Consider the following 24,078-nt stretch of genomic DNA (forward strand, 5'->3'; position numbering starts at 1 on the left):
GCTCACTACAAACATAACAAAAGATCTTTATTCATTATATTTGAATATACAGTTACACGAATACAAACCACTATCTTACTAAGACATAGATTTATAACTCATTTTTAATAAACTGTGATTTATACATCATTAAACAATTGTAAATGATTTATTATCAATTGTTTAGTAAATTACATAATACTAATAATATGGAATTTGATGTAAGATCTTTATGAGATGTTAAATTAAAAGAAGAATAAAATTTTTTATTATTAATACTTTTTTATCTTTATGTAAGGAATTGTACCAACACCTCAAACTACTTTTTTGAATGAAGAGAATCCTTCTACTATTATTATTATCTATTACTTCTGTCGCTTTTGCACAATCGTACCAAATCAAGAACGATAATATCATAAAAAATAAAATCTTGAGAGTTGGGGTGAGACACGACCCTCCTTTTGTTATTAAAGGAGTGGATGGAACATTCTATGGATTAAGTATTGATTTATGGCATATGGTTGCTGAAGACCTTCATCTAGTCTATGAGTTTGTGGAATATGAACATATGCCTGGCTTAATCTTGGCGTTATCAAGAAAACAAATTGACATTTCTGCCAATCCGATGCCTGTAAGTAGTACTAGAATTCGTCAGTTGGATGTTACCTATCCATTTATGACCACTTCTTTAGGCGTAGTTGTCAAGAAAAATAAACAAGACGAAATCACTATTTTCTTTTCCAATTTATTCTCGATTGGTTTTATGAAGTTATTTTTCACCTTAATCATCATCGTGTTTTTATTTGGTACTTTGGTCTGGTGGGTAGAAAAGAAATACAACGCAAAAGACTTTAGAGATGGTATTGAAGGAATAATGGATGGTATATGGTGGTCTACAGTTACTATTACTACTGTTGGTTATGGAGATAAAACTCCAAAAACACCTCTGGGAAGAGCTATTTCTATGGTATGGATGTTTATTGCCATTAGTTTAATTTCAAGTTTTACAGCCACTATTACTTCTACCTTAACTTTAAATCAGTTAGAAGGTAAAATAAATACTGTTGAAGACTTAAGAAGAATGAAGGGAAGTATTGGGGTTACTGCACATTCTGGTGCAGAAAGCTACCTATTGAAACATCAAATTAAACCAAACACATTTTCTACACCTGACGAGGGATTACTTGCCTTAGAAAATGGAGAAGTAGTCGCATTTATGCATGATAAACCTATTATGAGGTATATTATCAAAGAAAATGGGAATGAAGAACGTTTTGATATTTTGCCTTCCAACTTTAAACAAAATTACTATTCCTTTTTTATGCCAAGAAATAGCAAATTATACAAAAAAATCAATGCTGAAATTGTAGACAATATAGACAAAGATTCTTGGCATCGCTTACTTATTAAATACAATATGGATGACATCAAATAAAACTCCCAAACAACAATTAGGTACAAAAGGAGAAAACATTGCTTGCGATTATTTAGAGACTAAAGGATATACTATTTTAAGAAAAAACTACAAAGCAGGATATCATGAAATTGACATCATCTGTCAAAAAAATAGATTTCTAGTATTTATTGAAGTAAAAACTAGATCCAGTGTTTCTTTTGGTATGCCCGAACAACACCTGAGTAAACAACAAGAAAAAAACATCACTAATGCTGCAATACGGTTTACTGATTCTCAAAAATTTGATCAGTTACCTTTGGTAAGGTATGATATCATCAGTATAGTATTTCAGGGGTTAGAGTATAAACTATCGCACTTTCAAGATGCTTTTCATTAAAAAAACTCCCCCTCTTTTCAAAGGGAGAGTCCATTAGTTCAATCGATTTTTATTGCTTAATAATTTTAGTCCGAAGTACTTCTTTAGTTTCAATATTCGTTAATTCAACGATATAAGCTCCTCTAGGTATATCATTAACAGATAAAGATACACTTTGAGATCCATCCGTAGAAAAAGTAGCTTCTCTAAAGATGTGTCCCATTGTATTGTAAATCCTTACCGTAACATTTGATAAATTAAAGTTGGTAGCTAAAGTTAAATTACCATTTGTTGGATTTGGACTTGCCAATATTGTTGGTTCAGCAATTGATCTCTCAGGTGTCCTTATCGCAAACCTTGTAGCTGATGCATTGGATGAAACACTATCTTCTCCAAAGAAGAATCCATATTCCGCATTTGCTAAAGCCACTTCAATTTGTGCCCAACCTCTGTGATAACGTTGAGAATAAGCTTCCCCTGCCAAATAAGCAGATTCCAACTTAGCAAATTCAGGGTCTTCTTTATATTGAGGACGAATATCTAAGAATTTCACCCCTGTTTGAATAGTCGCTCCATTGGGTAATGTTCCTACAAAAGTATCTGGAACATAAACCTCTTGCTCAAAAATTCTAGCAAAATCTGCTCTTTCCTCTAAAGAGGCAACACCTTTATCATCACGATAAGTCACCCACATTCTATCTAAAATTTCTTTCGCTAGATATTGAGCTGCCGTATCTAAAGTCGCATGTTTTTCAGTAGCTGCTGCATAATAAATTAGTGTTTTAGCTAAAGATGCTGCAACCCCCAAATCTTGGTTATAGCTTGTTACAGTTACATGTAAATTAGCATTATCTCCAGGATTTACAGCGTTCCAAGTATCAGGTTCTCCGGTCCATTCTAAGCCTGCAGGAATATCGAAATCATTTTCACCTACTAAAACTGTTTCATTTACAGCCCATTTTGCCCACTTAGTAATCAAAGCTTTTGCTCTAGGATCATTATTGATATAATATAATTCAGCAATACGTTCCATAGACCAAACTTGCCATCCGAACCATCCTCCAGAACCTGGATCGTGATATACAGGATTTTCGTCATACGCCATTTCATAGAAAGTAGATTTCCCTGCAGGATAAGCACTATAATCACCATTCCAACTATTTGTAGCACCACCTGCGATACCACCTTCAGCAGATTGAAGCCAAGTATAAAACTCTAATTGACGATCTAAACTTGCACTCCAATCTTTTACACCATTAGCTGATACAGGTTTTAATTCTTCTACTTGTGATAATGCATATGCAGCTACTGGATTCTGATACCCAAAATGACAATGCGATGCTCCAATTCTAAAAGCCCAAGCTGCTGATGCATCTGTCGCACCACCCCATGACATATACCAAGACATTAAGTAATGTACATTATCATAACTTGTTTGCGATGTAGCGCTAGGATCTTGTGCTCCAAGTGGCTTAAAGTATTTATCAAACATAGCTAATCTCAAATAGTCACCCATTTTTGATGCTTTATCTAAATCTAAATTACTAAGACTCACACCTTGTTCTTTTGCATACTCATAAGCCCAATACATTACTTGAACTGCTCTTGCATCTGCATCAGGAGCAGAAGTATATCTCCATTGTGTTGAATATGAATTATCTTGTGTGAAAAGAGGTAAGAAACCATTCTCGCTACCCCAATTAAATGCTTCCCAAGAAGGATGAGGAACTGTTTCAAATACTGACTCTTGCTCTCCTCTTTGGAAGGTATTAATATAAGATGGAGCACTTACACCATCACCACGATTACCAAAACCATAAAAGTTATCGTTGTCTAATAACCAGTGCATTTGGTAAATATGAGGGTTTCCATAAGCTGCCTCTAATTCTGCAGATACATAATCACCTTTTACAGGATTCGTAAAATCTAATGGTGCAGGATATAAATTAGGCTCTGCAAACTCAGGTGCATAGGCTGCTGGACTTGATGGATCATACGCACTATTCGTAGGTTGATCTTCAGCTGTTGGAATAATAAATTGTTCCGTTTTTCGCCAAACTTCTTGTAACGGCTCCCAATCTCCTGTAATTCTACCATGCATTGCTTCTAACCACATCCAATAAGAATATAATTCTGAAGTTGATTCATGACCATGATCAGGAGCTTCCACAATTAGCGTCTCTACAGAGTGATGAGGAGATCCTTCAGGGCTAAAGTAACCATTCTTTGGATCTAAGTATTTACTTCTCATTTCTACAAAGCGCTGAATATATTCATTATCAGTTGTTGGAGGATTAACTATTACATCATCCTTCTTAGCTGAAATTGTAATAATTGCTTGATCAGACCCTCCTTTAGTATCAGATACTGTTAATGTTACATCATAATCACCTACAATAGTATAAGTATGAGTCGCTGATACACCTTCTCCAACATTTCCATCACCAAAATCCCAAGCATACGATAATGTATCGCCATCAACATCTGTAGAAGACGATCCATCGAAACTTACTACAAACGGAATATTACCTACTGTAGCATCTGCAAAAATATTAGCGACTGGTGGTGTATTCTCATTTGGTGGATTAGTTCCACCATCACAATCAGGAGCTGTAGATGTTGTACTAAAGTAAATAGTAAACCCTCCTGTCTTTGATACCATCACAAAATTATCTTGATCAGATGTCACCCAATAGTCACCATCAAATCCTGTGATACCAGATCCAGAAATACTTACACTAGGTTCAGCTACATCTAATGATGAAGTCACCTTACTTAATAAATCAACATACCAACTTGGTTGACCATTTTTTGAATTGAATGAGAATTGATACAATCCTTTATTTGCTAAATCCCAATTGATTGTAAAATCTCTCATATTACTCAAATCAGGTCCTCCCCCTCCTAATACATAAATATTTTTATAAGCTGTATGTCCTGTAGATTCAAATGCTCCAGCTTGAGGAGCTCCAAATGAACAATCTGAAGTAGCCATTAAAGACATACTTCTCATTGAAGACGCAGCAGCAACAGCGCCTCCACAATTTGGAGCAGTAGCTGAATTACTAAAGTATACAGAGAAAGTACCTGTTTTAGACACTAAAACGAAATCAGTACCTTCCATCCCTGCCCAATAATCACCATCAAATCCTGAAATACCAGAAGATGCAATAGTGACAGCAGGTTCAACAGCATCGAATGAATGTGTTACTTTACTTAATAAATCAACATACCAACTTGGTTGACCATTATTCGAATTGAATGAGAATTGATACAATCCTTTGTTTGACAAATCCCAATTGATTGTAAAATCTCTCATACTACTTAAGTCAGGTCCTCCCTCTCCTAATACATGAATATTTTTATAAGCTGTATGTCCTGTAGACGCTAGCGCCGTTGCTAATGGAGTTCCGAAATTACAATCAAAACTACCGTCATTTACAGAAATCACTTTTGAAGTAGCATCTGTTTTACCTGAAAGGTTAGACACCGTTAAAGTCACAGTAAATTCACCTACGGCATCAAAAACAGTTGAAACAGTACGACCATTACCGACAGAACCATTCCCAAAGTCCCATGAATAAGTCAATGTTTCATCATTTGGATCTATTGAGGCAGATGCATCAAATAAAACGTCTAGAGGTAGTGTTCCTCCTGTAGTAGATGCAACAAATGCAGCAATTGGAGGTGCATTAGGGTCCAAAACAGTCACTACTTCAGTCATTGGAGTTGATACATTTTCTCCATCGCTTACCGTTAAAGAAACTGTGTAAACACCAGGTTCTGTGTAAGAAGTGGATGGATTAACAAGAGAAGAAGAAGTTCCGTTACCAAAATCCCAAGAATAAGTAATAGGATCTTCATTCGGATCTGAAGACATTGATGCATCAAAATTCACAGTTAAAGGAGCAACACCTTGATTAACATCCATAGTGAACTTAGCAACTGGAGTTCCTCCTCCATTAGGTTCTGAACCAAATACTAATACACCATTATCATACACTGGAATTCTTGGTGATTCATCTTCCGAGTCTAAACCAAATGCAGACCAGTCATTAGAAGTATCATAAGGAACACCATTAGCAACTCTAAAGTTAACCTGTACATCTCTACGGAAAGCAGGATCACCAATTGGAGCAATTTGTTCACCAGCTAATGAAATTTCTGCGTAGTAGATATTATTAGCAGCATCCCAAGCTGCAACCGTCATAGAACTTTCTCCTTGAACAGAGTTTAATTCCGGTTGATAGTCAGCAATCGTATAACCTTCTGCTACTCCTTCCGAAATATCAAAGAAATAGCGGAACGATAATTTATCCGTCACTCTTGAAGGCCAAGCAGTTCTATTTTGAACCAATACTCTGATAGTACTTCCTGATGCGTTATTACTATTAAATTTAGAAAATGTTCTAATTTCAGCACGAGTTGGCACTTCTGGAATTGGAAAATCTGCTAGCGGCTCTCCGCCAAACTCTTGATACATTCTAGCAAGAGCACCTGTAAAACATGCATTATAATCACATGCTACTTCGTTAGCCACATAATCAGAACGATCATCTACAAATTGATCATTTGGCTCACCCGGACCACCTACTAAAGCACCATACAAAGTATGACTTGGATCTATTGGATTATTTAACAGATTATTTGCCCATGCACCATGTGCTGATCTATGATGAGGATTATAAGCAGGGTTATTACCATAACCTACCATAAAACTTCTGTTAATTGGATTATCACCTAATGCATAATTAATTTGGTTAACTGCAAAATCATGATACTTCGTCTTTTTCTCTGCAGTTGTTGCTACATTATCACTATAGATAAAAGCAATTAAAGCTGTATTCGAACTATGTCTCAATGATCCCCATTGCATTAAATGAGCCTGCCCTCCTGGGCTGTAAGGAATTCTATCACCTTCAAAACCGTCAGTCCAATAATCAAGATGTCTTTCAGCATCTGTTTTATATTCTGCTTTTCCTGTGAGTTCAGACATTAAAACATAAATACCATATGCTTTATCATCCCAAGCTAAACCCCATTTATAAGCCTTCATAGAAGTTTGTCCCTCATTTGATAAATTAGGATATTCTAATTCAGCTTTAGCTAAATAATCAGCATTACCTGTAGCTTTATATAACCAAGCAGCACCCCAAACTAATTCGTCTTGGTATCCGCTGAAAGAGCGATAAAAACCAGCTGCATCAGTAATTGATTCAGAATATACACCTCTATAATTATCTGCAAAAGCATATAATTCTTCAGCATGCTTTAGTAATAAAGCACTGTAAGTTGGATCAGATTCTTTAAAAACAATACTACAAGCTGATAAAGCAGCAGCTGTTTCTGCAGCAAGGTCAGAACCTGGATTTGCAGCATCAATTTTATATGCTGGTCTACCCATTGTCATCACCTCTGGAGAGCCCCAATAAGCATGATCAGGTCCACCTGCTCCAACTTGTCCATAAAACTCATTTGGACCTGTATGGCATTTTATGAAATAGTCTGTAACGAATCGAAGATTACGTTTCATAGCGTCTAACTGACCACTTTGTCTGTAGGCATCTTCATATTCAACGACACCCCAAGCTAACGTAGTGACACTAAATGCCATAGGGAAGCCAAATTTCACATGGTCACCGGCGTCGTACCACCCTCCGGTTAAATCAATACCTACATCAGATCCGTCATTTAATGCCGAATCATCTCTCCAGGTAACTCTATTCCAATCTGGCAATTTACCAGACTGTTGCGCTTCGTAAAAGAAAATTGATTTTTGCAATGCTTCACCGTATCGGTGCTGAGCAAAAATAGTAGAAGTAGGAATGGAGGCCCACAGCAGAATTATCAATAACTGCCTCCAGAAAATGTTGTTATGTATCATTTAATTAATCAAATAAATAGTTAAGTAAAAATTCATTGGCAGTATTTCTCTTTTCACTTACTCACGATGAGGCGCCTTCATCAAATCGAATTAGTGATTTTTGAAATACTTATTATTCATTTACATTGAATACAAGAGAATAAAGTTTCTAGCTTATGAGAATAATTGTTTTAGTTTTTGCCGTAAAATCATTTAATACATTTATGTAGTTTATCCATAACATATTATTTCCATGTACATAGCTAGTTTATTTTGGTTTTATTTTTAAACTGTGATCAATATTGAATTTATTTGATCATGTGTCAATTATTCCTAATTCTTTTTTTACTTTATTTTTACGTCATTATTTCTACTTAAATATATAAGTATTTAATAAACAGGTATTTACGATTTTATATGTAAGATTTATAATTTCGATTAAATTTTAATCAAAATGATTTCATAAAAAAAGGTGTTGAAATAAATCAACACCTTTTTTATTTATGCTTTGACTTGATCGTCCTTGACGACCCCTTCTTTTATTGCTTCCACAATGGAAGGATCTAATAGTGTTGAAGTATCTCCGAAATTATCCGTCTGACCTTCTGCTATTTTCCTTAAAATTCTACGCATAATTTTACCTGATCTTGTTTTAGGTAATCCCCTCACAATTTGTACTTTTTCAGGCTTTGCAATTTTACCAATCTTCTCAATTACCACTGCAAGAATTTCATCCTTAAGCTCGGTGATTGTTGAGAATTCTAGTTCATCAGAATCACAAACAACATAGGCATAGATACCCTGACCTTTGATCTCATGAGGATACCCCACAACAGCAGACTCGATAACCGCTTTATGCATATTGATCGCATTTTCTACCTCAGCGGTACCAATTCTATGACCAGAAATATTCATCACATCATCCACACGACCCATAATTCTATAGTATCCGTCTTCATCACGTCTACAACCGTCTCCGGTGAAGTATAAACCTTTGAATGTTGAGAAATAAGTATCCTTACATCTTTGATGATCTCCCCATGTAGTTCTTAACATTGAAGGCCAAGGATATTTAATACATAAGTTTCCTTTCACGCCTTTTCCTTCAATTTCATTACCATCAGAATCAACCAAAATAGGTTGAACACCTGGTAATGGTAAAGTAGCGTAAGTAGGTTTTGTTGGTATAACACCTGCTATTGGAGAAATCATAATACCACCCGTTTCCGTTTGCCACCAAGTATCAACAATAGGACATTGCCTTTTACCGATATGCTGATGATACCATTCCCATGCCTCTCGGTTAATAGGCTCACCAACGGTACCAAGCACTCTTAAACTATCTAATTTATATAATTCAACATACTCCAAGCCTTGAGCCATTAATGCTCTAATTGCTGTAGGTGCAGTATAGAAAATATTCACTTTTAGACGATCAACGATTCTCCAGAACCTTCCTGCATCTGGAAAAGTAGGAATACCTTCAAACATTACTGATGTTGCTCCCTCTAATAAAGGACCATATACAATGTATGAATGACCAGTAATCCATCCAATATCGGCAGTACACCAATAGATGTCATTTTCTTGGTATTGGAATACATTTCTGAATGTATACCAAGTATAAACCATATACCCGCCTGTAGAGTGCACTACTCCTTTCGGCTTTCCTGTTGAACCAGATGTATAAAGAATAAATAAAGGATCTTCAGAATCCATTACCTCTGGATCACAAGTATTAGGTACAGACTGGATTTCATCATGCCAATACACATCTCTTTGATCATCCATTTTGACATCAGCGCCTGTGCGTTGATATACAATTACCTTCTCCACATCCTCACATTGGAACAATGCTTCGTCTGCAATTTGTTTTAACTCAACTACTTTGTTACCACGTGGCCCTTGATCTGCTGTAATTAAGATTTTCGCACCTGCATCATTGATTCTATCTGCTAATGCTTGAGCAGAAAACCCACCAAAGATAACAGAGTGTATAGCTCCAATTCTAGCACAAGCTAAAACTGCAATAGCTAATTCAGGTACCATAGGCATATAAAGACATACTCTATCTCCTTTTTGGACACCGTTTCTCTTCAGTACATTAGCAAATAAACATACTTGCTCATGCAATTCTTTGTAGGTGAAAATTCTGTCTTTTTCATGAGGATCATTCGCTACCCAATGAATAGCGGTTTTATCCCCTCTTGATAGTAGATGTCTATCAAGACAGTTCTCTGTGATGTTTAGCTTACCATTAAGGTACCATTGTACATTGTAGTTGTCGAAGTCATATTCAACAGTTTTGTCCCATTTCTTTCGCCAAACAAATTGTTCGGCTACTTCTGACCAAAAGCGTTCTGGTTCAGACACACTTCTTCGATACGCAACTGCGTAGTCTTCTAGGTTGTTAATTCTGCTAATCATAGTGTTTAATTTGTTATTACTGAAGTTTTTCGGGTTTTAATATATATAGATGAACAAACATTGCACACTATATAGCTATACTGATGCTAAAAAAATATAGTCGCTATCTTTTTTCCCAGAAAATAACCATATATTTTGATCCAATATTCGTAATCATTGAAGTACCTTCTTCTAAATTTTCTTTATTGATGACAAAAGTTAATAGTTCACTATGATTCATCATTTTATATTGAGGCTTATATCCTATTTTTTCCAATTTAGGGATATTGTATTTTCTCACCCAATTCATCACAGAAACATGTGAAACACCTAAAATCCTTTCAATTTCTCTATAAGTAACTCCCTCAAGATATAACTGAAGTGCCTTGATCACAAACTTCAAATCAATCTCGTTACCTAGTTTCTGCACAGTAAAAAAGTAGTTACATTCTTTACATTTATACCTTTGTTTCCCCTTAAGAACTCCACTTTTAATAATTTTAGTGTCATTACACTTAGGACATACATTTTGTTGGTGTAGCATATATAGTGAATAGTTATTTTTGTAATAGTAAATTTAAAATAGGTATGTATTAGATATACAATTTAGCATAGCTATATCTATTTAGCACTATTAATGTAATTTATACACTATTTAATGAATTTTAACAACCTTCAAGATGTTTTACCATTAATGAATATACTTTATGATCGTTCTTAATTTCTCCATGAAATCAATAGAATTGATGGTTAACTACTCCTCCACATTTTAATGTTGAAATAGTTAATTGGCCCTATTAAAAAGACATCTCAAATAACTATACTAATTCTAATTGTGAAATTCATAATTCAATCTTTATATTTGATGAATACTCTTACAATATGAAGCACCAAAAAGCATATCATCTTCTTATCATTTTTCTATTCTTGATCTTTTCTCCTTTAGTCTTAAAGGCTCAAGAAGAAAGTATTCTATATTTTATGAATGATATGCCGCAAAGACAACACCTTAACCCTGCCCACAAGAGTGTATACAAAACTACTTTTGTTTTACCGAGTATGTATGCAAATAATAACTCTATCATTTTACCTTTTGATGTAATTATAGATGGAGGTGAATTTCCTGGCAATTTTGATTTAAGTAAAATACTCAGTGAACTTAATAAGTTAGAACAAGAAGAAGACCATGCTGTTCTTGATATAGCAGGAATATACATTACAAACGACAAAGTCGGTATCAGTTTTTTTGCTAGAGAAAAAGCCACCTTCCTATCCTATGATCACAAAATATCAACTCCAACTAATTTCAGTAATAGCCAAACAGAAAGTAAAGTACTAGATATCAATCATTATAGAGAATATGGAATAGGATTTAATTACAATATTAAAGACCGATTAACCCTAGGGTTTAATGCCAAGTATCTACAAGGTTTAGACAATCTCAAAGTGAGTGGAAGTGAACTTGATAGTACTCAAAATACAAATCAAGGAATAGTTTCTTATGAATCGGGTAAAAATGGACATGGTTATGCCTTAGATTTTGGAGCTTCATATCAAATTACTGATCATTGGATGATCGATATTGCAGTAACCAACTTGGGGCAAATACATTGGGGTGATACTTACCAATACACCGAAATTGATGATCTGTATCCAGTAAGCAATAATGATGATTCTAATATTGTTGAAAGTAATGAAAACTTTACCACCTTTCTTCCTATGCAGTTTGTTCTAGGGGGTAGTTATAATTTTGGACACAAATTTTTAATTGGTGCAACTGTAGGAGGCGGCTATTACAGGGATATTTTAAACTTAAAGTACTCTGTAAATATGCACAAAAGATTTGCTGATTTCTTAGGCTTAGGAATCAATTACACCAATGAAGGAACAGGAGTAGAAAAAATTGGAGCATCAGCTTCTATAGGTTTCCCTGGAATTAAAGCTTATGCAATTACTGAAAATGTTTTTGGTGTAGTAGAACAATGGGATTCTGATAGGTCATTAATGGTTAGAATTGGTGTAAATCTTAACTTCGGGTATGTAAAGCAAAACTATCTCAACAAAAAAGAAACTAGAGCAAGTAAAATCATGGAAGCTACTTGGTAAGGTCTATTCTACCCTGATACTCAAAGACAAACTCAATACTACTTTCCAATTCATGAACAAAATTGATTATATCAATCCTTTTATATCACCTATTTTAATTACTACTACTCCTTTATAAAAGCTTTTTAATTATAAATAAACTTGAAAAGTAAACTCCTTTATTAATCATAAAAAAAATCACATTTCCGAGCACTTTATTATTTATTAATTAATGAGAATTTTGATCAGCTCTATTTCTAATACAAAAGAGGTTAATAAATTAAAACAATAGATATATTTAATTTAATATATCTTTCGTCATCATTTTTAATAAAGGATTAAAATTATATTTGTATTCAATACATTTTATAAAAATATCATTATTTAAAATATGAGTTTAAAATTACGCCTAACCATCATGAACTTTTTACAGTTCTTCATTTGGGGGGCTTGGTTGATTACTATTGGAGGCTATTGGTTCCAAAACAAAGGATGGTCTGGAGCTGAGTTTGGGGCAATTTTCTCAACTATGGGTATCGCTTCAATATTTATGCCTGCCATTTCTGGAATTTTAGCTGATAGATTTATTGGTGCTGAAAAATTATTAGGTATTTTCCATCTCATTGGGGCTGTGATTTTATGCCTATTACCTGAGGTTGCTTCTCCATCCATGTTTTTTGTAGTGATGTTAATCAATATGATTTTCTACATGCCTACAATTTCTTTATCCATTACTGTTGCTTATTCTGCTTTACAGAAAAATGACATGGATATCGTAAAAGTATACCCTCCTATCAGAGTTTGGGGTACTGTAGGATTTATTGTAGCCATGTGGACTGTATCTCTTTTAAAAATTGAAACTTCTGCCGCTCAGTTTTATGTTGCAGCCGCAGCCTCTGCCTTTCTAGGTGTATATGCTTTCTTTTTACCAAAATGTAACACAAACAATGAGCATACAGATAAATCAATGATCGAAGCTTTAGGACTTGATGCATTTAAGCTTTTCAAGCAAAGAAAGATGGCTTTGTTTTTTATCTTCTCTATGTTACTAGGTGCCGCATTGCAATTAACAAATGCATATGGAGATACTTTCTTACACGATTTTGCTAAAATAGATATATATAAAGACCTTTTGGCTGTAAAATATCCAGCCATCATCATGTCTATATCTCAAGTATCTGAAACTCTTTTCATTTTAGCAATTCCATTCTTCTTAAAACGTTTTGGAATTAAAAATGTGATGCTAATGAGTATGTTTGCTTGGGTATTGAGATTTGGTTTATTTGCCATTGGTGACCCCGGAGATGGACTTGTTTGGATTATCATCTCTTGTATCGTTTATGGTATGGCTTTCGATTTCTTCAATATATCAGGTTCTCTTTATGTTGAATCTCAAACTGATGAAAAAATCAGAGCTTCTGCTCAAGGGTTATTTATGATGATGACTAATGGGTTTGGTGCTATTTTAGGTAGTTCTGTGTCTGGTGTAATGATTGATTATTTTTACAAAGACGAACAAGGGCATTTCTTATGGTCAGAAATTTGGCTTGCATTTGCAATCTATTCACTGGTCGTAGCTATTTTATTTGCGATCACGTTTAAACATAAACATGATCCTAAAGAAGTAGAAAATTTTAGTCACTAAAAAAACATCAACCTAATTAAAGGCAACAACTATTAAAGGACAATTTTTGCAAGAATTGTCCTTTTCTTTTATATTGAATTTATAAGCAAACAATTTTTTCATCTTTCATTAAACTCCATTTTTATGACTAATCAACTACGCCCTAATTCATCAAGGGCAACTCAAACTATTGTATTATTATCCACAACTATAGTAATAAGCTTACTATTAATAATGACCAATCTATTTCTGAAAAGTGCTATTTCAGAAATCAATCTTTTAGAAAGTGTCTATCAACATTCCGAAACCTTAAATGGACTCATTGGTTTAAATGCACTCGGACAAATTGCTAAAGTTTTATGTTTGATTTTAACAGCAATTTTCTTCATCAAGAGGTTTAGAAGAGCATCATACAATGCAAACCAAAGGATCACACATTTAAAATATAATGAAAGTGATGCATTATGGGCATGGTTTATACCATTTTTAAACCTTGTTAGACCTTTGAATATTATGAGTGAAATGTCTCAAGAACTTTCTGAATATTTATCAAAACGTGGGAAAGTTATTCATAGTAATTCATTTGCGCCGATTATTTGGTGGGCTTGTTGGATAATTAATAATATATTCGCTCAAATTGTCGGAAGAGTATCTGATTTTGAAGGCCTAGTTGGGGATTTAAATCTAACTGCTACTTTAATAATCGTATCACAATCTCTCAACATTATAGCAAGTTTAGCGGCTATCTATAATATAAATGAATACAATAAAATGGAAAAATTTTATTACGAGACAGATACTATTGATGCTGAAGAATTAAACATTTCAACAAATAATATATTGCCATCATTATAGGTTAAAATATTTTCATATTAAATAAGGCTATTCTTTAAGTTTAGAATAGCCTTATTTTTATTCTCAAAAGTGAAATATTCTTTATTTTTGAAACAGAATATTTCACTCCTCTTAATTATTATCATGAAATTATCTGATAAGGCCTTATTCAAAACAGATGCATACATTAATGGACAATGGGTTGCACCAAGTAATCAACATACATTCTCTGTTTACAATCCATATAATCAAGAAATAATAGCTGATGTTGCTGATTTGGGAAAAAAAGAAACCGAAGAAGCAATAAAAGCTGCTGCTTCAGCTTTCACTTCTTGGAAAAAGAAAACAGCTTCTGAAAGGTCGGCTATACTCAGAAAGTGGTTCGATTTGATGACGGAACACAAAGAGGATTTAGGAAAGATATTAACTCTTGAACAAGGAAAACCATTACCGGAAGCAATAGGTGAAATTACTTATGGTGCTTCTTTTGTTGAATGGTTTGCTGAAGAAGCAAAACGCATATACGGAGATACAATACCTGGTCATCAAGGAGATAAAAGAATAGTAACTATTAAACAACCTATTGGTGTTGTGGCTGCCATTACTCCTTGGAATTTCCCTAATGCCATGATTACCCGTAAAGTTGCACCGGCATTAGCCGCTGGCTGTGCAGTAATTGTAAAACCTGCTAAAAATACACCACTATCTGCTCTAGCCTTAGCTGAATTAGCTCATAGAGCCGGTATTCCAAAAGGAGTATTGAATATTATAACTACCCAGAAAACTAATGAAGTGGGTGAAACGTTAACTTCTAGCCCTATTATCAGAAAGTTATCTTTTACGGGCTCTACTACTGTAGGTAAAGAATTAATAAAATCTTGTGCTTCTACTGTAAAAAAGGTTTCTATGGAATTAGGAGGTAACGCTCCTTTTATTGTTTTTGAAGATGCTGATATTGATAAGGCTGTTGAAGGTGCAATAGCTTCTAAGTTTAGAAATGCAGGACAAACCTGTGTATGTTCTAATAGATTCTTCGTGCATGAAAATATCTATGATCAGTTTACCAAAAAATTAAGTATTGAAGTCAAAAAATTAAAAATAGGTTCTGGATTTGAGGAAGGGGTGCTCATTGGTCCAATGATCAACAAGGACGCTATTCATTTTGTTGATAATTTGATCCAAGATGCGTTATCGCATGGGGCACAACTCATTGAAGGAGGAAAAACATCCAATTCAAATTTTTCTATTTATCTTCCTACCGTTCTCACGGATGTCAACAAAAATATGTTAGTTTTTGAAGAAGAAATATTTGGTCCAGTGATTCCAATATTTAAATTTTCAACCACAAAAGAAGTCATTCAACTAGCGAATGACACACCTTATGGTTTAGCAGCCTATTTTTACGGTAGAGATTACGCCCTTATTTGGAAAGTAGCTGAAGCATTAGAATATGGTATGGTTGGAATCAATACAGGAATGATTTCTACTACTGTAGCTCCATTTGGTGGGATTAAAGAAAGCGGTTTTGGAAGAGAAGGTTCGAAATACGGTATGGATGAATACTTAGAAATAAAATATTTATGTTTTGGAGACATATCTGTTGATTAGGTCAATAGGGTTAACATTTTATAGCTTTGACTATACTTAAATAAACACCCAATTAATTGACACTCTCCGAAACTTTTCATTGTTTTGGGTGTAATTAAACAATACCTAAAAAACTAACAGAATGAAATCGTATACTACCTTCTTTATAATATTAATTCTATTTATAAGTTGTTCGATAGATAATCCTAAGAACTATCAATCAGAAAACTTGAAAATAATAGGTGTATCAGAACATGTATGGCAACATATTTCCTATTTAGACACTGAACAATTTGGTAAAGTGGCTTGTAATGGCATGTTAGTTATCGATGATGGAGAAGCGATTCTCATTGACACTCCAACAGGAAAAGAAAATACTACTGAATTATATCAATGGCTACAAGAAAATGACATTGAACTTAAAGCAGTGATTCCAACACATTTCCATAAAGATTGCTTAGGAGGTTTAGATTATCTACATAGTAAAGGTATCGAAAGCTATGGGTCTTATCTAACCATATTAAGTGCATCGAAAAAACATATTACTCCTCCACAAAATGCTTTCAAAGACTCTCTTACACTAATGGTCGATGACCATGAAGTTGAATTTAAATACCTTGGTAAAGGGCATACGAATGACAATATCGTGGCTTATGTTCCTAGCGATAAAATCCTTTTTGGTGGTTGTTTAGTCAAATCATTAAACGCAGGAAAAGGGAACTTAGAAGACGCTGATACTTTAGCATGGCCAATCACTTTAGCAAAGGTCAAAGATACTTATCCAACTGTGAAAAAAGTGATTCCTGGTCACGGTGCAATAGGTGATACTAAATTACTAGATTATACTATCGAGTTGTTCTCGAAATAAATACACTTTTCAGACTTTCTTACTTTTCGAAATTTGTTGATTGATCCAACCTACAATTGCTTTTAAATCATCAAAGGCAATATTAGAGTAGGGAAACACATCAAAAGCATCATCATTTTTTTTAGTAAGTAACAAATAGTGTTCTTCGTTCTTTTTGTTGAAATCAAGTCTTTTCGTCTTCTTAAGAATACTCAAACTTTTCAATTCTGAAGGGTGCAATTGGTAATCTTTTTTCAGGAAAATACTTCTATTCTGAATCAACAAATTTTGTTCGTCAATACTTATAGATGAATATCCTTTGGTGTTTCGTACTAAGCGTAAAACACTCATCACAAAGCCAAAAGCTGCTATCATCATTAAAAGATTGATAGAAAATTGTAGGGTTATACTGTCTGCGTAATTAATATTTAGGTATATCAAAATACCCAGTATAATTAAAGAACTAAAGGTGTAAATCAATTGAGTACTGACTTTTTTATCCCCCCAAGTAATTGTAGTAGTTTTCATAGCATTAAAAAATAAAAAGAGGATATCCTTTCAAAATCAGATATCCTCTTTTACTATCTTTACCAAGCATTGATTAAATCAATCAATTGGAAATAAAGCTCTTTTGAGTGTGTTGGGAAATTTGAAATTCTGACTTGAGTAGCTTTGTTTGGTCCATAACCACTACTAATCACTAATCCATTTCCTTCTAAATAAGACATGAAATCTTTTGGTGAACGTCCGTTTAGTATTTCAATTACGATCACTGTTTTTGAACGAACTCTCTCCTCTTTCACAGCATAATCTAAATCTTTATGCTCCTCAATAGCCGCATAAAGCATCCCTGCCTTGTAAACAGTTTCACTTCTTACGATTTCCATCTTACGACGAAGAAGATCCTCTGAGACTTTACCAAGAAGGTATATACCAATAGCATTTGGAGTTGCAGGAGTCATGTTTTTCTCTGCATTTTTAAGCAAAGTGAACATATCATGATAACCTCCTAAAAGTCTGCCATTTGCTTTAAGTGATTTCGCTCTCTCAAGGCATCTTTCGTTAAATAGCCAAACTCCCAGTCCTGCAGGCATTCCCATACCTTTTTGAACTGAAAAATACATACTATCTACTTTCGTTAGATCAATATCTACAAAAGGAATAGAAGATACTGCGTCAATAGCAATTAACTTATCAGGATGTTCTTCTCTAATTTTATAAATATCTTCTAGAGGAAATTGCACACCTGTTGATGTTTCATTTTGAGTAATAGCAATAAAATCACTATCCGTATCAATCTGAAAGTCATTTGTGTTAAAGCCTTCTCCTAACTCTTTTTCAATTTTTTGAGTTTGATGTCCCCAAGCCTCAGCAAACTGATGAAAACGTGTAGAAAAAGATCCATTGACAAAATGGGTACTTTTTTTAGAAATACAGTTTTGAGCTAATCTCTCCCATACTTCAGTTGCCGATCCTGTAAAAACCATATAGTAGTTGTCAGGAACATTCAACATCTCACGCACTTGAGATGTAGTAAACCCAAACATATCCTGAAACGCCTTACTTCTGTGTGAAACTACTGCAACATTCTCTTTTAAAGCCTGTTGAATATGTTGTTCCACTGTAAAATACAATTCACTTGGCCCTGCTGTTAAGTGAAATTTTTTCATAAAGTTATATTGTTAGTTTTTACAGAAATATACTTATTTCCAGTTATCTAAGAGTAATTCATCGGTATTGATATCCATAGAACATTTAAAATGCCCTTCTGGACAACTTTTTAAACCATGTAAACCACAAGGTCTACAAGAAAGTTTTTCTTTTACCTCAACAATTTTCGAATTAGATGATAAAGGTCCGAAACCTAACTCAGGAATTGTTGAACAAAAAATAGCAGTTACAGGTGCATTCATCGCACTTGCCATATGCTGAGGAGCGGAATCATTGACATAATTCATTTCTGCTCCTTTCATTAAGGCTGCAGATTGTAAAAATGAAAATTTTCCAGACCAATTGTATATTCCTTCTCTTTCAGCGGCGATAGCAATCTCATCACACAATTTAGCGTCTGATGGACCACCGATCATAACCACAGCTATTTCTACCGGAATTCTTTTAATCAATTCTACCCATTTGTCTTTATGGTATTGTTTAGTATACCACACAGAAGAAGGAGCAATTGTTACATAAGGTTTCTGAAACTGAGCCTTTTCGTAATCAATTTCTCTAGGGTACATTTTTGGCCCCACAAAAACGTTATCAGTAATATCTTCAATTAAAGATAAATAACGGCTTACTTCGTGGTTTTCTACTGCTCTACCTTCGCCCATCACATGTGGTTTTGTGATAGTAAAAGTTGAACTTAAAGGATTTTGTTCAAAACCTACCTTAGATTTTGCTCCAGAAAGAAAAGTCATGAGACCCGTAGAAAAGTATCTTTGTAAATTGATAACTCTATCATACCTACGGCGTCTGATTTCCATAGAAACCCTCCAAAGGTTTTTATTTTTATTTTCCTTTTTATTCCAAATGATCACCTCATTTACATGAGGGTTATTTCTCAATAGCCCTTCATTTCCGTTACGCACAACAAAATCTATTTCAGCATCAGGGTAGAACTTAATTAGTTTTTCTACTACGGCAGTTGCCATAATCACATCCCCGATGAAAGCAGTTTGTATCACCAAAAACTTATTCATTCTGTAAAATTCTAATAAGATTCTGAAATTTCCAATTTAAAATACAACTAAGGGGCTACTAAATTAAATAATTTCATATCTTCAAATAGAATACGTAATGTACAGTACCAATAATGAAGTCTTTTGTCTCGTTTAAAGAATACTTTAAACAAAATATACAACATCAGTTAGAAGAATTAGAGAAAAAAAGATATGCTATGCATAACAAACGATTACAGTTTGGCGGCTTAACTTTTCTCTTTCTATTTTTCACCTGGGTATTGATCTATTTAGGACAAATCAATATCTATGGTTTGTATTTTATGATCATCTTTGCCCCTTTTTTCTCTTACACCTATTTTCAAACACACTATCAAGATGATACTATTGAGATAGAATATAAAGAGTTAGTGGTGAGAGAAATGATGAAGTTTATGGATCCTTCCTTAAATTATGATCCTGAAGGATTCATTCCTTTAGATGAATGGAAAAAAAGCGGTATCCATCCCTTAATTCCTGATCTTTATACTGGTGATGATCTTATATCTGGCTCGATTGAAGGTACTTCTATGAGGGTATCTGAAATACAAGCGGCAACACAACTACCTCCTAAGAAAAATAAAGTACTTGATAAGATTAAAGAACAGGAGCCAAAGTATAATACTTATTTCCACGGTTTCTTCATGATCTTTGAGTTACAAGAAGAAGTAAAAACAGATGTTTATGTTTTTAACGATGATATTCAAGAACAATGGGGTCATGTTGGTAGGTTAATAGAAGAAAGTGATCCTAGGTATGGAAATTATGTACCTATTAGAGATATTAATTTTAGAAAGAAGTTTAAGGTATACGCTAAAAATAGAGCATTAGCTGAAGTTACCTTGAAGGATAATTTTATTTCTAAGTTATCTGAAATTTCACATCATTTTAAAGCTAAAGCAAATTGTACCTTAAGGGGGAAACATTTGTATGTTTTCTTAGATGTTAGAAAAGAGCTATTTAAAGTAGATACCACTCATTCACTAACACGTTCTTTTATTCTAAAATCCATCTATAGAGATTTAAGCATGCTTATTTCTGTTGCGCATACGCTGAATGACCCTGTTCCTCAAAATGATCAAGAACAGAGTTTTAGTAGTTTCGATAACAACTTTGGTAGTTCAACAAATGAGTTTATCCAAGATGAAGTTTTAGACTTTAATGCACAGAACTCTTCCGATTTTGAAGAGGAGGAGGAAGGTGAATATGAAGCTGATCAAATGGAAGATGATTTTGGTGATCATTTAGAAAAATCAGATGATGAATTATTTGGTACTGCATCACAAGAGTCAGAAGATGATATTTCTCCATCCCAGCATATGGAAGAGTTTGATTTTGAAAAAATGATGAGTGAAAAGGGCGATCAACTCCCTATTCATTTTGATAATGATAATAATTATGAAGACGAGGAGAAAGAATAGTATAAATTAGCTTTATATACCAATATTTTTCCCCAATTTTGTATGATAGTTATTTTATGGGTTTAAAACTCATTTATGAAGGTTATTCCGTCTAATCTTCGATTTCAATAAAGAATTGACATTTTACATAACATGGATAGTAAAAGACAACATAAATTTTCAAGATTAATTCAAAAAGATCTTGGCGAAATCTTTCAACAAAACTCTGTAGCAATGTTCGGTGGTACGTTCATTACTGTAACTCAAGTTGAAATTTCACCAGATTTAGGACTTGCAAAAGTCTATTTGAGCTTCTTATTGGAAAAAAATCCAGAAGCTAAAGTGAAAGAAATCGATAAGCAGAATAAATCAATTAGAAAAATATTAGCACAGCGAATTCGCCATCAAGCGAGGATTATTCCAGAATTAAGATTCTACTATGATAATACCTCTGAAGAAGCTGAAAAAATCGAAGATTTATTCAAAGATCTAGATATTCCTGAAGATAAAGGAGATGATGAGGAGGATGATATCTACACAAGATAAATAAATCCTTAAATTATATATCATGTTTGAGTCTCTTGACTCAAACATGATCTTACTGCAAACCATTTTTTGATTTACATTTAGTATGCTTTCATTTTTTAAGATTAACGACCCGTTAAGAGTCATTTTTATTTTCATTCTACTTGTAATCATTCGACTTCCTATTTGGCTTAGTGATATTCCACTATTAACAGAAGAAATTCATTGGCTCACATTAGGAGCAAAATTAGCCGAAGGAAAAGCAATGTACAGAGATGTATGGGATAATGTAGCCCCATTGTCTGCTGGTATTTATTGGTTTGCTGCTAAATTTCTTGGAGGAAGTAGAGCGGTCTACTTTGCTATTGCTGCCTTTTTAACTTCAATTCAATCCATCATGTTCAATTCCATGATGAACAGAAGTGAAGCATATAAACAAAAAACATTTATTCCCGGGTTTATCTATCTAATCGCATCTAATTTTAGTTTCGATTTCATGACCTTATCTCCCACCTTAATATCTCTTACTTTCCTTTTGATTGGTTTGAGAAGCTTATTAAGAATGGAAAGAACAGATACAGAACAAAGTATTCTTAATACAGGTGTATTTTTTGGATTAGCCGCTTTAGCTTATTTACCTAGCTTTTCTTTTCTATTGATGGGTATTTTTGCTTTAGCAACCTTTAGAGTTTCATCATTCCAACGTTTATTATTAGCCCTCATTGGATTTTCTTTAGTTTGGGGTGCTTATCTCGTATTTTTATTTTACAATCAAGCGTTAGAGAGTTTTATACAGGCAAGTATTATGTCTATTGGCTGGAATGATCATGATTTTATACAAAGCTGGGATCAAGTCCTCATATTATTAGGCTTCCCTCTCTTAATGTTTATTTTCGGATCATTTAGGACTTTTTCATATAATGCGTTTATTAATTCTCAACAAGCTATTCAGCAAGTAATGTTGATTTGGGTTATTACCGCTTTATTAAGTTTATTTTTCTCGATATACACTACTACTTTCCAATTAATTTTATTCGTACCCGCCATTGCATTTTTTACAGCACACGAATTATTAATGATTAGAAAAAGCCTAATTGGAGAAATAACAATCTTCTTTTACACTTTTACGCTATTAGCGATAATGTATGCAACTGCTTTCAATTTCATCCCTAAAAAACTAACTTCTCCTTATGAAGGGGCTTTATCTGTTGAAGTAAACGGATTGGATGAATTGGGAGAAAGAGTCATTGTTTTTGGAGATGATTTTAACTATCTCAAAGGAAAAAAACTAGCTACAGGCTACCTTAATTGGGAAGTAAGTAATCGAATATTTGATCGAATTGATTCTTATGATGAAATCAGATCAATATATAATTCTTTTGAAGAGGATATGCCTGACGCCATCGTAGATTTAAACGGTAAAGGTGCTCATGTATTATCTTATTTAAGTATTATAAAACAACAATACAAAGAGATTACTACAGAGAATGATGTTATTATCTATAAAAGAATAAAATAATTTGTTCTTTTATTTTGGTGTTTAATTTCTGTGCGTATATTTGAGCTATAAACGTAATATTTACGTTTTATTTACACATACTACCAATAAACACATGAAAAACATTATTGACCTTTTATGGCAGAAGTACATAAATGTTACTCCTTCTGCTGCAAAAATTCATGATATTTTCAAGAAAAAAGGCGAAGTGATCGAAAATGATCATATCGCTATTCGTACCTTTAATCATGAACTCGTAAATAAAGAGAGACTAGCTAAACCATTTTTGGCTATGGGGTACGAGTACAAAGGAGAATACACCTTTGAAGCAAAGAAACTCAAAGCTATCCACTTAGAACATCGCGAAGACAAAAAAATGCCTAAGATCTTTATCTCAGAACTTAGGTTAGAACTTTGCAGTGAATTTGTTCAGGAAGTAGCAGACACTTGTGTTGAGATATCACATATTGATCAATACAACACAGAAGACCTTCTATTACAAGGCAGAACTTGGGGAACAGCATCACATAAAGTTTATGAAAAACTCCTCGAAGAATCTGAATACGCTGCTTGGATGTATGTTTATGGATTCAGAGCGAATCATTTTACTATTTATGTCAACAAATTAAAGAATTTTGAGACATTAGAATCAGTAAATGATTTCATCAAAGAGAATGGATTCTCAATGAATACTTCTGGCGGGGAAATCAAAGGTTCTAAAAAGCAATTATTACAACAATCGTCTATTCTAGCCGATAAGCAAAAAGTGAATTTTATTGAAGGTGAATATGAAGTTCCTTCATGTTATTATGAGTTTGCTAAAAGATATCCAATGAAAGACGGGCAACTTTTCGAAGGCTTTATTGCATCATCTGCAGATAAAATCTTTGAAAGTACTGATGTTGCCACGGTCTAACCTTTTCTACCAATTCAATTAACTA

The 24,078-nt window shown here is 33.7% G+C and carries 17 protein-coding genes; 11 read left to right on the forward strand and 6 right to left on the reverse strand.

Annotated features, from left to right (window positions below):
• The first annotated feature begins 310 nt into the window (after window positions 1–310).
• Both NH26_RS05345 and NH26_RS05350 read left to right on the forward strand, forming a co-directional pair.
• Entirely contained in the window at window positions 311–1,414 is a 1,104-nt protein-coding gene (locus tag NH26_RS05345; protein ID WP_044219281.1) for a transporter substrate-binding domain-containing protein, read from the forward strand.
• Window positions 1,401–1,772: a YraN family protein gene (locus tag NH26_RS05350; RefSeq protein WP_044219278.1), complete on the forward strand. Its 372-nt coding sequence runs from the start codon at window positions 1,401–1,403 to the stop codon at window positions 1,770–1,772. The genes NH26_RS05345 and NH26_RS05350 overlap by 14 nt, the downstream gene beginning before the upstream one ends.
• A 49-nt stretch (window positions 1,773–1,821) precedes the next feature.
• On the opposite strand, the gene NH26_RS25220 is transcribed toward NH26_RS05350, so the two are convergent.
• The 3 genes from NH26_RS25220 to NH26_RS05365 form a co-directional block, all read right to left on the reverse strand.
• The gene (locus NH26_RS25220; protein ID WP_044219275.1) at window positions 1,822–7,635 is read right to left on the reverse strand and encodes a glycoside hydrolase family 48 protein; all 5,814 of its coding nucleotides are present in this window, start codon (window positions 7,633–7,635) and stop codon (window positions 1,822–1,824) included.
• 480 nt (window positions 7,636–8,115) lie between these two features.
• Window positions 8,116–10,041 carry an acetate--CoA ligase gene (gene acs / locus NH26_RS05360; RefSeq protein ID WP_044219272.1) on the reverse strand — a complete coding sequence of 642 codons (1,926 nt, stop codon included), beginning with the start codon at window positions 10,039–10,041 and terminating at the stop codon, window positions 8,116–8,118.
• A gap of 103 nt (window positions 10,042–10,144) precedes the next feature.
• Window positions 10,145–10,564, reverse strand: a complete 420-nt coding sequence (locus tag NH26_RS05365) for an IS1/IS1595 family N-terminal zinc-binding domain-containing protein (protein ID WP_044219269.1) — start codon at window positions 10,562–10,564, stop codon at window positions 10,145–10,147.
• Between the two features lie 338 nt (window positions 10,565–10,902).
• Between NH26_RS05365 and NH26_RS05370 the strand changes: the two genes are divergently transcribed.
• The 5 genes from NH26_RS05370 (at window position 10,903) to bla (ending at window position 17,018) form a co-directional block, all read left to right on the forward strand.
• Window positions 10,903–12,126: a DUF5723 family protein gene (locus NH26_RS05370; RefSeq protein WP_044219267.1), complete on the forward strand. Its 1,224-nt coding sequence runs from the start codon at window positions 10,903–10,905 to the stop codon at window positions 12,124–12,126.
• Between the two features lie 370 nt (window positions 12,127–12,496).
• Window positions 12,497–13,750, forward strand: a complete 1,254-nt coding sequence (locus NH26_RS05375; protein WP_044219265.1) for a nucleoside permease — start codon at window positions 12,497–12,499, stop codon at window positions 13,748–13,750.
• Between the two features lie 123 nt (window positions 13,751–13,873).
• Complete coding sequence (locus NH26_RS05380; RefSeq protein ID WP_084812068.1) at window positions 13,874–14,584, forward strand: DUF4328 domain-containing protein; 711 nt, start codon at window positions 13,874–13,876, stop codon at window positions 14,582–14,584.
• Window positions 14,585–14,707: 123 nt separating this feature from the next.
• Window positions 14,708–16,171 carry an NAD-dependent succinate-semialdehyde dehydrogenase gene (locus NH26_RS05385; protein WP_044219262.1) on the forward strand — a complete coding sequence of 488 codons (1,464 nt, stop codon included), beginning with the start codon at window positions 14,708–14,710 and terminating at the stop codon, window positions 16,169–16,171.
• Between the two features lie 121 nt (window positions 16,172–16,292).
• The gene (gene bla, locus NH26_RS05390; protein WP_044219260.1) at window positions 16,293–17,018 is read left to right on the forward strand and encodes a subclass B1 metallo-beta-lactamase; all 726 of its coding nucleotides are present in this window, start codon (window positions 16,293–16,295) and stop codon (window positions 17,016–17,018) included.
• 9 nt (window positions 17,019–17,027) lie between these two features.
• On the opposite strand, the gene NH26_RS05395 is transcribed toward bla, so the two are convergent.
• Genes NH26_RS05395 through NH26_RS05405 form a run of 3 tightly spaced genes read right to left on the reverse strand, consistent with a single transcriptional unit; the run spans window position 17,028 to window position 19,696 of the window.
• Window positions 17,028–17,525, reverse strand: a complete 498-nt coding sequence (locus NH26_RS05395) for a hypothetical protein (RefSeq protein WP_044219258.1) — start codon at window positions 17,523–17,525, stop codon at window positions 17,028–17,030.
• A gap of 59 nt (window positions 17,526–17,584) precedes the next feature.
• The gene (locus NH26_RS05400; protein WP_044219257.1) at window positions 17,585–18,667 is read right to left on the reverse strand and encodes an aminotransferase class V-fold PLP-dependent enzyme; all 1,083 of its coding nucleotides are present in this window, start codon (window positions 18,665–18,667) and stop codon (window positions 17,585–17,587) included.
• Window positions 18,668–18,700: 33 nt separating this feature from the next.
• Complete coding sequence (locus tag NH26_RS05405; protein WP_044219255.1) at window positions 18,701–19,696, reverse strand: glycosyltransferase family 9 protein; 996 nt, start codon at window positions 19,694–19,696, stop codon at window positions 18,701–18,703.
• A 113-nt stretch (window positions 19,697–19,809) separates the two neighbouring features.
• Between NH26_RS05405 and NH26_RS05410 the strand changes: the two genes are divergently transcribed.
• The 4 genes from NH26_RS05410 (at window position 19,810) to NH26_RS05425 (ending at window position 24,053) form a co-directional block, all read left to right on the forward strand.
• A complete protein-coding gene (locus tag NH26_RS05410) occupies window positions 19,810–21,135 on the forward strand; it encodes a DUF3137 domain-containing protein (protein ID WP_044219254.1) in 1,326 nt (441 codons plus the stop codon).
• Between the two features lie 132 nt (window positions 21,136–21,267).
• Window positions 21,268–21,660 carry a 30S ribosome-binding factor RbfA gene (rbfA, locus tag NH26_RS05415; RefSeq protein WP_044219253.1) on the forward strand — a complete coding sequence of 131 codons (393 nt, stop codon included), beginning with the start codon at window positions 21,268–21,270 and terminating at the stop codon, window positions 21,658–21,660.
• 85 nt (window positions 21,661–21,745) lie between these two features.
• Complete coding sequence (locus NH26_RS05420; RefSeq protein ID WP_044219251.1) at window positions 21,746–23,158, forward strand: hypothetical protein; 1,413 nt, start codon at window positions 21,746–21,748, stop codon at window positions 23,156–23,158.
• A gap of 94 nt (window positions 23,159–23,252) precedes the next feature.
• Window positions 23,253–24,053 carry a DUF1338 domain-containing protein gene (locus NH26_RS05425; protein WP_044219247.1) on the forward strand — a complete coding sequence of 267 codons (801 nt, stop codon included), beginning with the start codon at window positions 23,253–23,255 and terminating at the stop codon, window positions 24,051–24,053.
• Window positions 24,054–24,078 lie beyond the last annotated feature (25 nt).

Origin of the sequence: Flammeovirga pacifica (assembly GCF_000807855.2) — a bacterium.
Taxonomy (GTDB): Bacteria; Bacteroidota; Bacteroidia; order Cytophagales; family Flammeovirgaceae; genus Flammeovirga; species Flammeovirga pacifica.

What these genes read in the sequence shown, in the direction of transcription:
- NH26_RS05345 (WP_044219281.1), top strand. Translation starts at nt 311, where the DNA reads ATGAAGAGAATCCTTCTACTATTATTATTATCTATTACTTCTGTCGCT.
- NH26_RS05350 (WP_044219278.1), top strand. Translation starts at nt 1,401, where the DNA reads ATGACATCAAATAAAACTCCCAAACAACAATTAGGTACAAAAGGAGAA.
- NH26_RS25220 (WP_044219275.1), bottom strand. Translation starts at nt 7,635, where the DNA reads ATGATACATAACAACATTTTCTGGAGGCAGTTATTGATAATTCTGCTG.
- acs (WP_044219272.1), bottom strand. Translation starts at nt 10,041, where the DNA reads ATGATTAGCAGAATTAACAACCTAGAAGACTACGCAGTTGCGTATCGA.
- NH26_RS05365 (WP_044219269.1), bottom strand. Translation starts at nt 10,564, where the DNA reads ATGCTACACCAACAAAATGTATGTCCTAAGTGTAATGACACTAAAATT.
- NH26_RS05370 (WP_044219267.1), top strand. Translation starts at nt 10,903, where the DNA reads ATGAAGCACCAAAAAGCATATCATCTTCTTATCATTTTTCTATTCTTG.
- NH26_RS05375 (WP_044219265.1), top strand. Translation starts at nt 12,497, where the DNA reads ATGAGTTTAAAATTACGCCTAACCATCATGAACTTTTTACAGTTCTTC.
- NH26_RS05380 (WP_084812068.1), top strand. Translation starts at nt 13,874, where the DNA reads ATGACTAATCAACTACGCCCTAATTCATCAAGGGCAACTCAAACTATT.
- NH26_RS05385 (WP_044219262.1), top strand. Translation starts at nt 14,708, where the DNA reads ATGAAATTATCTGATAAGGCCTTATTCAAAACAGATGCATACATTAAT.
- bla (WP_044219260.1), top strand. Translation starts at nt 16,293, where the DNA reads ATGAAATCGTATACTACCTTCTTTATAATATTAATTCTATTTATAAGT.
- NH26_RS05395 (WP_044219258.1), bottom strand. Translation starts at nt 17,525, where the DNA reads ATGAAAACTACTACAATTACTTGGGGGGATAAAAAAGTCAGTACTCAA.
- NH26_RS05400 (WP_044219257.1), bottom strand. Translation starts at nt 18,667, where the DNA reads ATGAAAAAATTTCACTTAACAGCAGGGCCAAGTGAATTGTATTTTACA.
- NH26_RS05405 (WP_044219255.1), bottom strand. Translation starts at nt 19,696, where the DNA reads ATGAATAAGTTTTTGGTGATACAAACTGCTTTCATCGGGGATGTGATT.
- NH26_RS05410 (WP_044219254.1), top strand. Translation starts at nt 19,810, where the DNA reads ATGAAGTCTTTTGTCTCGTTTAAAGAATACTTTAAACAAAATATACAA.
- rbfA (WP_044219253.1), top strand. Translation starts at nt 21,268, where the DNA reads ATGGATAGTAAAAGACAACATAAATTTTCAAGATTAATTCAAAAAGAT.
- NH26_RS05420 (WP_044219251.1), top strand. Translation starts at nt 21,746, where the DNA reads ATGCTTTCATTTTTTAAGATTAACGACCCGTTAAGAGTCATTTTTATT.
- NH26_RS05425 (WP_044219247.1), top strand. Translation starts at nt 23,253, where the DNA reads ATGAAAAACATTATTGACCTTTTATGGCAGAAGTACATAAATGTTACT.